The following is a 12,721-nucleotide window of genomic DNA, read 5'->3' on the forward strand; positions in this document are numbered from 1 at the left end:
GGCATCAGCTGCCGGGACTTTTTCATTTGTGCGCCTCTTTTGCATTTCTGTGCGACAGATCAAGTTTGTGACTCCCTCTTCACCCGCCCACGGTGTTAGGTTGCAAAATGTTTCTGCAACAAGCATCAGAATCATTTCCTCCCACCCTTAGCAAAGGAATGCCTGTTCAATGGTCTTTTCCCTGAAAAAACTGGCCGCCGCTACGCTCGTCATGGTCAGTCTCACCGCGTTTACCAGCGCTGCACAAGCCAACATCACTGCCGAGCAAAGTGCAGCGATCCTGAAATCCTTTGACGGCAAGAGCTTGACGGATTTCCACAGCTTCCTTGGCAGCCTGGCGAAAAGCGACCTGGCCAAGACGGATAATCTCACCCCGTCCATCAGCGCCTTCCTCGACAACAAGACCCTGAACGCCGAACAGCAGAATGAAATTCACCGTCTGCTGGGCATTTATACCCGCGTGAAATATGGCAAGGCCGCGCTGGAAACCCTGCGCCAACTCGTCGAGATCCCGACCTTCCGCAAGGACGGCGTGGAGCAACACGACAACCCGGAATTCATCAAGATTGCCGGCGAGATCCAGAAACTCGCCGAATCCTTCGGTTTGAAATTCCGCAATATCGATAACCGCGTCTACGAAATCTCTCTGGACGGCAAAGGCGACGAAGTCGTTGGCATTCATGCCCACGCCGATGTGGTGCCGGTGACGCCGGAAAACTGGGTGTTGAAAGATGGCACCAAACTCGACCCGTTCAAAGTCACGCTGATTGGCGATCGCATGTACGGTCGTGGTACCGAGGATGACAAGAACGCCATTGTCGTGGCGCTGTACGCCATGAAAGTGATCAAGGACGAGAAACTGCCACTGGCGCGTAACTTCAAGCTGCTGGTCGACACCACCGAAGAAACCAGCGGCGACGCCATTCCCTATTACTTCGAGCGCAACCCGACGCCGAACTACAACATGGCGCTGGACGGCGGTTATCCGGTAGTGATCGCCGAAAAAGGTTACGGCACCGTCATGGCCAACTTTGCCAAACGCAAAGGCGAAGGCAACGGCGCGGAAATCGTTTCGATGACCGGCGGCAAGGCGACCAACCAGATCCCATCGGCTTCGGTGGTCACGCTGGTAACCGACAAGCCAGCCGAGCTCGCCACCAGTCTGCAAAAAACCGGCGACGCTTATGCCAAGGCCAACGGCGGCGATTTTGAAGTCGCGGCAAAGGTTGATGGCGAAGACGTCAAACTGACCGTGACGGGAGTTTCTGCGCACTCCTCCGAACCAGAGTCCGGCGTCAACCCGGTCGCGCGAATGCTGAGCTTCATCAACAGCCTGGACGGCAAAGTCGCGCTCAAGCACAACCAGTTCACCGACGCCGCACGTTATGCCGATGAAAACTGGGGCCTGGACTACCTGGGCAAAAAACTTGGCGTGGGCTTCTCCGACTCGTTCATGGGTCCGCTGACCACCTCGCTGACCTACGTCGGCGAAGATGACAAAGCCTTCAAGCTGGCGGTAAACCTGCGCGTACCGAAGGGCAAGTCCCCGGAAAAGCTCAAGGCTGAGATCGCTGAGAAGCTGGATGCCTGGAGCAAGAAGACTCATGTTGCCGTGGCGTTCGATTACTCGGTGGCAGAACCGATGTATCGCAACCCCGAGGGTGAGTGGGTCAAGGCGCTGCTTGCCGTGGCCAGCGAAAACCTCGGCATGAAGTCGGAATTCGGTACTTCCGCTGGTGCGACGTCGGTTCACGAATTGCCGAACGGCGTGCAATTCGGCCTGGCGCGACCTGAAGCCAAATACACCGGCCACACCGATGGTGAATTCAAAACCGTCGAGCAGTTCCTGCTGGATCTGCAGATCGTCACGGAAATGATGGGGCGTGTCGGGCAGTTGCCGAAGCTGTAAGCAAGGGCTGAGCCCGATCATTGATGACCGGGCTCAAAAATAAAAAAGGACCTGTGAAAAGGTCCTTTTTTTATGGCCGCCACAAAACGCGCACAAACAAAAACGCCGATCATCACTGATCGGCGTTTTTGTGAAATTGGAGCGGGAAACGAGACTCGAACTCGCGACCCCGACCTTGGCAAGGTCGTGCTCTACCAACTGAGCTATTCCCGCAAATGGCGTCCCCTAGGGGACTCGAACCCCTGTTACCGCCGTGAAAGGGCGGTGTCCTAGGCCACTAGACGAAGGGGACACGCTACCCGGAACACATGGTGTGTGTTTCGGTGTCCAGATCCGCATCCGAAGACTTGGTTCTGGTTTCACTCAGCACCGCCCGAAAGCGCTGCTGTTTAAAATTGGAGCGGGAAACGAGACTCGAACTCGCGACCCCGACCTTGGCAAGGTCGTGCTCTACCAACTGAGCTATTCCCGCATTGGCGTCCCCTAGGGGACTCGAACCCCTGTTACCGCCGTGAAAGGGCGGTGTCCTAGGCCACTAGACGAAGGGGACACACTACAACATTCACTCCCTGCCGCGTTTCGCTGTGTGCTTTACGCTGCAAGTGGCGCGCATTCTATGGATGGATTGAGGGGTCGTCAACCCCCTGATATAAATTTATTTAAATCAATGACTTCGACCTGGATTACGGGCCGCGTAGGGCTTTTCCGTCGTCCGAAACCTGACGCCTATATTCCGCCACTCGCCAAGACGTTATAGTCACCGCACAGTGATGGCAATCTGCACATCCAGCGCCAGCATTCATCTATACAGCCGGCGGCCGATACAGATTGCAGCAGCCGATCAAACCCGTCGAGCGGCGCTAGGCGCCTAAATGCCCAGCCACTACACTCGCATGCGAACCCTATAAAGAGGTCTTACCGGTGACACCACTCATGATCACCCTGCTAGTCGTAGCCGGGATCGCAATTCTGATCGCCATTGGCTACATGAACCATGTGGTGGAAAACAACAAACTGGAGAAGGCCCGCACCAAAGTCGAACTCAACGACCGCCTGCGCCGCTGCGGCGAACTGACCGAAACCTTCCCCGGCCAGTTCATGACCCCGGCGCTGAAACTGCTGCTGACCCGCCTGGAACTCAACGTCTGCCAGCGCCTGCTCAATCTGGAAAAAACCAGCGCGACGACCAAGGCCCGCATCACCGAACTCAGCGCCCTCGTTGCCCAAGGCGAATCGATCCCGGTGAACAACCCGCCCGCGCCGATCCTGACCGAAGCCAAAGCCAAAGACGTGCGCTTCCTCCTCGAAGCCCTGCACGGCCAGATCACCCGCGCCGCCCACGACGGTTTCCTGCCACCGAACGAAGCCAAACAATGGATTCGCGAGGTGCGCCACATCCTCGTGCTGCTGCACATCGAATTCTTCAACAACCTCGGCCAACAGTCCCTGCAACAAAACCAACCCGGCCAGGCCCGCCTCGCCTTCGAACGCGGCGTGCAATATCTGCGCAAGCAGCAGGACCCGCAGATGTATGCCGAGCAACTGCAATACCTGGAAAAACTCCTCGCCCGAGCCAACGCCCAGGTCATGGACAAGATTGCCCCGGTGGAAGGTGAAGAAAACCAACTGACCGCCGGTTTGAAGGATGTCGAAGCGGATGCGGACTGGAAGAAGAAAGTGATTTACGACTGAGGCGGGAATGCTGGTAAAGAAGCCACCTTCATGGGTGGCTTTTTTGTGGGTGACTTGAAAGAGGATGTGAATTGAAGACCGCTTTCGCGAGCAGGCTCGCTCCCACATTGGGAAGCAGTGCTCTCAGGTAAAAATCGGTCGGCTGGCAGACCGCCTTCGCTGGCAAGCCAGCTCCCACAGAACAGCAAAAGCGGGCCATACCCACGCGTCGAAGTCGAGAACCTGGTCGGCCCAAAGGCCGCCAACGGCTCAAAGCCGAAAATGCCCAACCATCGAGCGCAACTCCCCACCCAACTGCGCCAGCTCAACACTCGAAGCCGCATTCCCGCGCATGGCCACGGAAGAGTGATCCGCACTCGCACGAATCTGCGTAACACTGCGATTGATCTCCTCCGCCACCGAACTCTGCTCCTCCGCCGCCGCGGCAATCTGCTGATTCATCTGCTGAATCAACGATACCGCCGCCGCAATACTCCCCAACGCACTCTCGGTCTGCAACGCATCGCTGACCGCCAGCTTCACCAGCTCGCCACTGCTGCGAATCTGCTGCACCGACGACTGCGCCGCCGCGCGCAGGGCACTGACCAGGCGCTCGATCTCCTCGGTCGATTGCTGCGTACGCCGTGCCAGTGCACGCACTTCATCAGCCACCACCGCAAATCCCCTGCCCTGCTCGCCAGCCCGCGCCGCTTCGATCGCCGCGTTCAGGGCCAGCAGATTGGTCTGCTCGGCCACGCTCTTGATCACCTCCAGCACCGTGCCGATATTCTGAATCTCGGCGCTGAGGCTCTCGATGCTGGAACTGGCAGACGTCGCCGAATCCGCCAACTGCTCGATCCGCGCCATGCTTTGGCGCACCACCTGCTGGCCGCTCTCGACTTTGTCATCCGCCGTCTGCGCCGCCAGCGCCGCTTCTTCGGCATTGCGCGCGACGTCATGTACCGTGGCGGTCATCTGGTTCATGGCCGTGGCGACCTGCTCGGTTTCCTCCTTCTGGCTGTTGACCTCCAGATTGGTCTGCTCGGTCACCGCAGACAGCGATTGTGCGGAGCCGGCCAGTCGCTCGATACCGGCCTGCAAGCCACTGACAATCGTGCCGAGACCGGCGGCCATCTGCTGCATCGCCAACATCAGCTGCCCCATTTCATCGCGCCGCGTCACCTCGACCTTCGCCGTCAGATCACCCGCAGCAATCTGCTGCGCCACGCGAATCACACTGCGCAGCGGCGCAACGATCAGGCGCGTGATTACCCACGCAGCGAGCAATCCGACCAACAAGGCCAGCGCCGAAGAGCCAATGATCAACACCGTGTTCTTTTTCAGCTCCGCCTGCATCGCAGCATCTTCGGCGACATAGGCCTGATTGACCCGGTCCACCACTTGCGCCGCGCGCTGATGCAGTTGGTCATAAACCGTTTTTTCTTGCGCCAGCAAACCGGTGTATTCAGCCAGTTTCTCGTTGAATCCAGCGATATGTCCCGAGACTTCATTGAGCACGGTCAGATAGCCCTCGTCCTTGACCGTGGTTTTCAGCGCCTCGGCCTGCTCCTGTGCTTGCGCCGCCTGCTCGATGTTGCCTTGACCGGCATTGTCGGCATCGCCCTTGCGGCTCTGATCCAGACGCACGCGCGCTTCGTTCATCGCCTGCAACATCAGTCGCGAGACCTGACTGACCTGATTGGCCTGTTCGATGAACTGGGCGCCGTCCTTGCCCTCGGTGTCTTTCAATGTGTAGGCGCCATCATCGGCGAGCCCGGCCTGCAACACATCGAGGTTATTGGCCACGCTGGACACCGACCAACTGGCCATTTCCAACGCAAGATCCTTGGCCTGACTCAGCGAGACAAACTCATCGAATGCCTTGCGATACGCGCCCAGCGCTTGCTCGACATCGTTCATCACCGGCACATTGGCCGGCGTTTGCGCCCTGAGCTCACCGGCGAGGACAACCAACCCATCGACGCCTTCACGCAAGGCATCGGCAGTTTTCGGATTGCCACGCAGCGCGTACTCCTGCTCGAGCAGGCGCACATTCAGCAACCCGCTGTTGAGCGCGGACATCTGCTTCAATCCGTCGAAACGCAGACTGATCGTTTGCAGGGACCAGACGCCAATCGCCGCGACCAGTGCAGTCAACAGCAAAACCAGCACAAATCCGATACCCAGTTTTTTCGCCATACCGAGGTTGGCAAAACGTCCTTGCACGGCCGAAATCATTGCGCGTAGTCCCCTGCCAAAGTCTGTTGCCGAAGATTCGCAACGGGCCCGAACCAGCACAAGTCTCGGGCGTCGGAATAATGGCAAAAAGCTACGCCCGCGTCGTTTTCAGAATGCTGGAGGTCGATCCGCGCAGGTATTGCGAAGAAACTGCCGGGCCCGTGGGTCACAGGCACAAGCCACATTGATGCGATGCCAATCGCCCGCCTCGCCGCTGGGACTGAAGGCATCTGCTGCCGATAACTCCAGCCCGCAATGCTGAGCCTGGCTGCGCACCAATGCTTGATCCTTCAATCGTGCCCGCGCCCAGATGAACAGTCCGCCAACCGGCTTGCCGAACACTTCCCACTCGGCATCTTCCAGGGCCTGCAAGGCCGCTGCGCGATCGGCATTCAAGCGCTGGCGCTGACGTTGTACCAGTTTGCGATAGGCGCCGGTCGCCATCAGCCTCGCCAGCACCGCCTCAGCCAGTCTCGAACAGCCCATGCCGCTGATCATCTTGACCTCGGCCAGGCGCGTCAGCAGGTGGCTGTCTGCCAGAACAAAGCCGACGCGCAACGAACTGCTCAGTGTCTTGGAAAAGCTGCCCACGTAAATGACCCGGCCCTCATGATCCAGCGCCGCCAGCCGCGTACCGTTGCCGGTGTGCAGGTCAGCGTAGACATCATCCTCAATCACCTGCAGATCGTAGCGCTTGCTCAACTGCACAATGCGCTGGGCCACGGCGGGCGTCAGGCAACTGCCGGTGGGATTGTGATGATGACTGCCGATGAACAGGGCGCCGGGACGAAACTGACGAAGTACCGATTCAAGCATTTCGACATCTGGCCCGTTCGATGTACGGCGCACTTCGAGCATCCGTATGCCGTGCATGCGCAAGAGGTCAAACAACGGTGCATGACCGGGCGTTTCCACCACCACACAATCGCCGGCCTTGAACAGGGTGCGGACAATCAGATCCAGCGCATGACTGGCACCGCTGGTACTCATCAGCCGGCTGCTGCAGGCAGCAATATTCAGCACTTTGAGGCGCCTGACAATTTGCTCGCGCAGCGCTGGCAGGCCCAGCGGCGAGCTGTAATTGAACAGGCTGTCCATATCGGTGCGCGCGACCTCACGCAACGCGTAGCTGAGGTCGTCGGGCTCGCGCCAGCTCGACGGCAAGCTGCCCTGCCCCAGTTTCAAGCGACCGCTCGCAGCACTGATCTCACTGCACCAGGCATGGCGCCCCTCGAACCCGGCGAGTTCCGGATCTGCATCGCGCAGCGTCGGCGGCGCCGCAACGATAAAGCCGGAGCCCTGACGCGTGGTCAGGACACCCTGCGACACCAGGCGCTCGCAGGCCTCGACCACGCACGACTGGCTGAGCAGATTACCGCGGGCGATTTGCCGCACAGAGGGCAACCGCGTTGCAGGCGGGACGCCGCTTTGCACAATCCAGTCCGTCAGACCGTCGACAACCTGCTGCACGACCGGCACCATTGCCTGTCGGTCAATTCTCAGTTCCATGAGCTCGCAAACTCCTGTCCGTTTTGCTGGCAGCAGTAAATCACAGCCGCGCCGTCGAAGCTGTGCGACAAACGCGTCAAATGCAGCGGTTCTAACTCTTTGATACACATTGTTTAACGGGATTCACGCCGCAGAGCGCGAGGCACAAAAAAACCCGCGCGAAGGCGGGCTCGTTGGATGAGGGCGAATGTCAAAACGCGGTCACACCGCCGTCCACCGCCAGAGAGTGCCCGGTTGTGAATGCCGCGCCATCGCTGCACAGATACAGCACAGCACTGGCGATTTCTTCGACCTTGCCGATGCGTCCGACCGGATGCATGGCGTTGGCGAATTCGCCCTTCTTCGGGTCGGCTTCGTAAGCGCGGCGGAACATGTCTGTATCGATTACCGCCGGGCACACTGCGTTGACGCGGATTTTCTTCTTCGCGTATTCGATCGCCGCCGACTTGGTCAGGCCGATCACCGCATGTTTCGATGCCGCGTAGATGCTCATTTTCGGCGCTGCGCCCAGCCCTGCTACCGACGCCGTGTTGACGATCGCGCCACCGCCCTGTGCCAGCAGCAGCGGCAACTGATACTTCATGCACAGCCAGACGCCTTTGACGTTGACGCCCATGATCGCGTCGAACTCCTCCAGCGAACCGTCGGCGAGTTTGCCTTTCTCGATTTCGATCCCGGCGTTGTTGAAGGCGTAGTCGAGACGCCCGTAGGTAGTGATCACCTCATCCATCAGATTTTTTACATCGCTTTCCACCGTCACGTCGCAGCGCACGAAGGACGCTTCGCCACCGGCTGTACGAATCAGCGCCACCGTGCCTTCGCCTCCAGCCGCATCCAGGTCAGCCACCACCACTTTCAGGCCTTCGGCGGCAAACGCCAGGGCTGTCGCGCGACCGATGCCGTAGGCGGCTCCCGTGATTACAACCACCTGACCGGAGAATGTCATGCTCATGGAGATGTCCTCGAATGCAAAAACTGGAGATGTTGCGTCGCAGCATAGCCAAGGGCAGCGAAAGCGCGTCAGCACTATGCAATCGCTGTTTACCGGCGCATGCGCTGCAGTGATGAAACCCGCGCCGTAACCATCACTGCACTGGATCGTCTCGCATTCGCCGTATCAGCCAACCTTGCGACATCGCCGTTGAAGAGCTATCAACAAGGCTTCCTTCCATTTGAGTGCCTGTCATGACCAACCAGACCAATCGCCAGTTCCTGCTCGCCAAACGCCCGGTGGGCGCCGCTACTCGCGAAACTTTCACTTATCAGGAAGTACCGGTCGGCGAGCCACAGGCGGGACAGATTCTGGTGAAAAACGAATACCTGTCCCTTGACCCCGCCATGCGCGGTTGGATGAACGAAGGCAAGTCCTACATCCCGCCGGTCGGTCTCGGTGAGGTCATGCGCGCACTGGGCGTGGGAAAAGTCATCGCCTCGAACAACCCCGGCTTCGCCGTCGGCGATTACGTCAACGGCGCCCTCGGTGTGCAGGATTATTTCCTCGGCGAGCCGCGCGGTTTCTATAAGGTCGACCCGAAACTCGCGCCATTGCCACGCTATCTGTCTGCACTGGGCATGACCGGCATGACCGCCTACTTCGCCCTGCTCGATGTCGGCGCACCGAAAGCCGGTGACACCGTGGTGCTGTCCGGCGCGGCCGGTGCGGTGGGCAGCGTGGCCGGGCAGATCGCCAAAATCAAAGGCTGCCGCGTCGTTGGCATCGCCGGCGGGGCCGACAAGTGCAAATTCCTCATCGATGAGTTGGGCTTTGACGGCGCCATCGATTACAAGGCCGAAGATGTTGTGGCCGGACTCAAACGTGAATGCCCGAAAGGCGTGGACGTGTACTTCGATAACGTCGGCGGTGACATTCTCGACGCGGTGCTGAGCCGCTTGAACATGAAGGCGCGAGTGGTGATCTGCGGCGCGATCAGCCAGTACAACAATAAAGAAGCGGTCAAAGGCCCGGCCAATTACCTGTCACTGCTGGTCAATCGCGCGCGCATGGAAGGTTTTGTGGTGATGGACTACGCCGCGCAGTTCGCCAGCGCCGCGCAGGAGATGGCCGGCTGGATGGCCAACGGGCAGCTCAAGAGCAAGGAAGATGTGGTTGAAGGACTGGAGACGTTCCCGGAGACGCTGATGAAACTGTTCAACGGCGAAAACTTTGGCAAATTAGTGTTGAAGGTTTAAGGCAAGCCTGAAACCAATGTGGGAGCGAGCCTGCTCGCGAAAGCGGTGGATCAGTCGGTAATGATGCCGACTGACACTCCCTCTTCGCGAGCAGGCTCGCTCCCACAGTTGGAGCTTCAATAAGTTTCAGGCGATTTCGGCTACCACCGCCGCCAACGCCTGCGCCGGATCTGCCGCCTGGCTGATCGGACGGCCGATCACCAGGTAATCGGAACCGGCATCCAGCGCCTGACGTGGGGTCAGAATGCGCCGTTGATCATCCTGCGCGCTGCCCGCCGGGCGAATCCCCGGGGTCACCAGTTGCAGCGACGGGTGCGCGGTTTTCAGCGCCGACGCTTCCAGCGCCGAACACACCAGACCGTCCATCCCGGCCTTCTCGGCCAACGCCGCCAGACGCAGCACTTGTTCCTGCGGCTCGATATCCAGACCGATACCGGCCAGATCCTCGCGTTCCATGCTGGTCAGCACGGTCACACCAATCAACAACGGTTGCGGACCACTGCGCTTGTCCAGCACCTCACGGCAGGCCGCCATCATGCGCAGGCCACCGGAGCAGTGCACGTTGACCATCCACACGCCCATCTCGGCAGCGGCTTTCACGGCCATTGCGGTGGTGTTGGGAATGTCGTGGAATTTCAGGTCCAGAAACACTTCAAAACCCTTGTCACGCAGGGTGCCGACGATTTCCGCCGCGCAGCTGGTGAACAGTTCCTTGCCCACTTTGACCCGGCACAGTTTCGGGTCCAACTGGTCGGCCAGCTTCAGTGCGGCGTCACGGGTGGGGAAATCCAGGGCGACGATGATAGGAGTCTGGCAGGCGGACATGGATGGGCTCTCAGGCTGGTCGAAAACGGCGCGCATTGTAGCGGAACCGGCGGCGGCGCGGCACCCGATGATCGGTAAATCGTCGCGCCGACCGTGATCAGCTTAGCCGGCGCGGCCAATGTGTCGACTCCGATACACAGCCGACACGCCCGCAACACGCACCGGGGTTAGCCTCGCCGGCGCAACACGTCCTTACAACAGCACTTCCCGCCTCCCGGCTGGACGCCTATGCTGAAACCACCTCTGGTAGTGAACAGCCCCATGCCCAACGCCCCGACAACCGTGACGGATGAAAGCAAAGACGACAAGCGCTGGAGCATCCGCGCTTTGATCGTCGACGACGACGTGCCGATCCGCGAGCTGATGATCGATTACCTCGCCCGTTTCAACATTCACGCCAGCGGCGTCACCGACGGCGCGGCGATGCGCCAGGCGCTGCAGGGCGAACATTTCGACGTCATCGTCCTCGACCTGATGCTACCCGGCGAAGACGGTCTGTCGCTGTGCCGCTGGCTGCGCGCCGAATCGGACATCCCGATCCTGATGCTCACCGCCCGCTGCGAACCCACCGACCGCATCATCGGCCTGGAACTGGGCGCCGACGATTACATGGCCAAACCGTTCGAACCACGCGAACTGGTCGCCCGCATCCAGACTATCCTGCGCCGCGTGCGCGACGACCGCACTGACCAGCGCGCGAACCTTCGCTTCGACAACTGGCGCCTCAACAGCGTCCTGCGCCAAGTGGTCGCCGACAACGGCCTGGTAGTGCCGTTGTCCAACGCCGAATTCCGCCTGCTCTGGGTCTTCCTCGAACGCCCACGCCGCGTGCTCAGCCGCGAACAATTGCTCGACGCCGCTCGCGGTCGCTCGATCGAAGCCTTCGACCGCAGCATCGACCTGCTGGTCTCGCGCTTGCGGCAAAAACTCGGCGACGATCCGAAAGCCCCGCAACTGATCAAGACCGTACGCGGCGAGGGTTACCTGTTCGACGCGCGGGACATCGGCTGATGAAGGCGCGCTTCGACACGCTGTTCGGGCGTCTGTTTGGCGTGCTGTTCGTGGCGATTGTCCTGGCGCACTTGCTGGCCTTCGCCTGGTTCAGACTCTACGGCCCTCCTCCGCCCCCACCGCCGCCAGAACTCTCAACGAATATCGACGGCCAACCGCCCATGCACGATCCTGCTTACCCTCCGAGGCAAGCACGGCCCTGGTTCGGTGGCCCGGTGGTACCGCTGACCTTTCAATTCATCACGCTGATGATTGCTGCCTGGTACGGTGCGAAACTGCTCAGCCGGCCAATCCAGCGCCTGAGCGACGCCGCCGAACGCCTGAGCGAAGACCTCGACAGCGCCCCCCTCGACGAATCCGGCCCACGCGAAGCCCGTCAAGCGGCGCACACCTTCAACCTCATGCAACGGCGCATCCGCGAACAGGTCCAGCAACGCGCGCGCATGCTCGGCGCCGTCTCCCACGACCTGCGCACGCCACTGTCACGGCTGAAACTGCGCCTGGAAAACATCAGCGACGACAAGCTTCAAAACCAGATGCGCCAAGATCTGGACGACATGATCAGCATGCTCGACGCCACCCTCACCTATCTGCACGAACAACGCACCAGCGAAGCCTTGCAACTGCTCGACGTGCAAGCGCTGGTCGAATCGCTCTGCGAGAACGCCCAGGACCAGGGCGCCGATGTACAGGTCAGCGGCGGCTGCACGCCCTTGCCGGTGCAACCGATGGCACTGCGTTCGTGCATCAACAACCTGCTGGACAACGCCCTGCGTTACGCCGGACAGGCAAGGATTGAACTGCTGGAACAGCGCGAAGAACTGCTGATTCGGGTAATTGATCACGGGCCGGGCATTGCTGAGGACCAGCGGGAAGCGGTGTTCGAGCCGTTTTACCGACTGGAAGGCTCGCGTAATCGCAACTCCGGCGGCGTAGGACTGGGCATGACCATCGCCCGCGAAGCGGCGCAGCGGTTGGGTGGGCGGTTGGATCTGGAAGAAACGCCGGGTGGCGGGCTGACCGCCGTTGTCCGGTTGCCACGAGGCTGAGGCTCAGCCGACTTGAAGTGTGAGCGAGCCTGCTCGCGAAAGCGTCTGATGATTCAATGCCTTGGTTGAATGTATCGGCCTCTTCGCGAGCAGGCTCGCTCCCACAATGAAACTGAGTGTATTCGGCAGATATTGGTTGGATGTGGAGGCGCTATCGCTGGCAAGCCAGCTCCCACAGGGATCGAGTGGTTTCAGAGAGAGATGGGGTGGCTGCCAGGCCGCCTTCGCGAGCAGGCTCGCTCCCACAATGAAACTGGGTGTATTCGGTAGATATTGGTTGGATGTGAGGGCGCTATCGCTGGCAAGCCAGCTCCCACAG

Annotated in this window: 9 protein-coding genes, 4 tRNA genes and 1 pseudogene; 5 read left to right on the plus strand and 9 right to left on the minus strand. The window is 60.1% G+C overall.

All coding sequences use genetic code 11. The annotated features are described in order from the left end of the window. Window positions 1–169 precede the first annotated feature (169 nt). Entirely contained in the window at window positions 170–1,909 is a 1,740-nt protein-coding gene (locus ACZZZ4_RS01445) for a dipeptidase (RefSeq protein WP_463547097.1), read from the plus strand. A 137-nt stretch (window positions 1,910–2,046) separates the two neighbouring features. Here the strand turns inward: ACZZZ4_RS01445 and ACZZZ4_RS01450 are convergent. The 4 genes from ACZZZ4_RS01450 to ACZZZ4_RS01465 form a co-directional block, all read right to left on the minus strand. Continuing rightward, window positions 2,047–2,122, minus strand: a tRNA-Gly gene (locus ACZZZ4_RS01450). Window positions 2,123–2,125: 3 nt separating this feature from the next. Beyond that, window positions 2,126–2,201: transfer RNA gene (locus tag ACZZZ4_RS01455), tRNA-Glu, on the minus strand. 104 nt (window positions 2,202–2,305) lie between these two features. Continuing rightward, window positions 2,306–2,381, minus strand: a tRNA-Gly gene (locus ACZZZ4_RS01460). Between the two features lie 2 nt (window positions 2,382–2,383). After that, window positions 2,384–2,459 (minus strand) — tRNA-Glu (locus ACZZZ4_RS01465). 383 nt (window positions 2,460–2,842) lie between these two features. On the opposite strand from ACZZZ4_RS01465, the gene ACZZZ4_RS01470 reads away from it, so the two are divergent. Then, the gene (locus tag ACZZZ4_RS01470; RefSeq protein ID WP_039764159.1) at window positions 2,843–3,601 is read left to right on the plus strand and encodes a hypothetical protein; all 759 of its coding nucleotides are present in this window, start codon (window positions 2,843–2,845) and stop codon (window positions 3,599–3,601) included. A gap of 249 nt (window positions 3,602–3,850) precedes the next feature. On the opposite strand, the gene ACZZZ4_RS01475 is transcribed toward ACZZZ4_RS01470, so the two are convergent. The 4 genes and pseudogenes from ACZZZ4_RS01475 to ACZZZ4_RS01490 all read right to left on the minus strand — a co-directional run bounded on the left by ACZZZ4_RS01475 (window position 3,851) and on the right by ACZZZ4_RS01490 (window position 8,279). Beyond that, window positions 3,851–4,732 carry a methyl-accepting chemotaxis protein gene (locus ACZZZ4_RS01475; protein WP_372241007.1) on the minus strand — a complete coding sequence of 294 codons (882 nt, stop codon included), beginning with the start codon at window positions 4,730–4,732 and terminating at the stop codon, window positions 3,851–3,853. Then, a pseudogene (locus tag ACZZZ4_RS01480) lies at window positions 4,712–5,818 on the minus strand (HAMP domain-containing protein); the annotation flags it as partial. The gene ACZZZ4_RS01475 and the pseudogene ACZZZ4_RS01480, both read right to left, overlap by 21 nt. A 108-nt stretch (window positions 5,819–5,926) precedes the next feature. Then, window positions 5,927–7,327: an aminotransferase-like domain-containing protein gene (locus tag ACZZZ4_RS01485; protein ID WP_039764163.1), complete on the minus strand. Its 1,401-nt coding sequence runs from the start codon at window positions 7,325–7,327 to the stop codon at window positions 5,927–5,929. 190 nt (window positions 7,328–7,517) lie between these two features. Then, window positions 7,518–8,279, minus strand: coding sequence for an SDR family oxidoreductase (locus tag ACZZZ4_RS01490; protein ID WP_463547098.1), 762 nt, complete (start codon window positions 8,277–8,279; stop codon window positions 7,518–7,520). Window positions 8,280–8,512: 233 nt separating this feature from the next. Between ACZZZ4_RS01490 and ACZZZ4_RS01495 the strand changes: the two genes are divergently transcribed. Beyond that, window positions 8,513–9,517 (plus strand): NADP-dependent oxidoreductase, encoded by a 1,005-nt coding sequence (locus ACZZZ4_RS01495; RefSeq protein WP_016773662.1) that lies wholly within the window; start codon window positions 8,513–8,515, stop codon window positions 9,515–9,517. A gap of 126 nt (window positions 9,518–9,643) precedes the next feature. On the opposite strand, the gene pyrF is transcribed toward ACZZZ4_RS01495, so the two are convergent. Further along, window positions 9,644–10,342 carry an orotidine-5'-phosphate decarboxylase gene (pyrF, locus tag ACZZZ4_RS01500; RefSeq protein WP_129997403.1) on the minus strand — a complete coding sequence of 233 codons (699 nt, stop codon included), beginning with the start codon at window positions 10,340–10,342 and terminating at the stop codon, window positions 9,644–9,646. 261 nt (window positions 10,343–10,603) lie between these two features. On the opposite strand from pyrF, the gene ACZZZ4_RS01505 reads away from it, so the two are divergent. Both ACZZZ4_RS01505 and ACZZZ4_RS01510 read left to right on the plus strand, forming a co-directional pair. Continuing rightward, entirely contained in the window at window positions 10,604–11,353 is a 750-nt protein-coding gene (locus tag ACZZZ4_RS01505; RefSeq protein WP_129997404.1) for a response regulator, read from the plus strand. Next, entirely contained in the window at window positions 11,353–12,402 is a 1,050-nt protein-coding gene (locus ACZZZ4_RS01510) for a sensor histidine kinase (RefSeq protein WP_463547099.1), read from the plus strand. Before ACZZZ4_RS01505 ends, ACZZZ4_RS01510 begins: the two co-directional genes overlap by 1 nt. Window positions 12,403–12,721 lie beyond the last annotated feature (319 nt).

This window comes from Pseudomonas sp. AC252, from assembly GCF_979258105.1.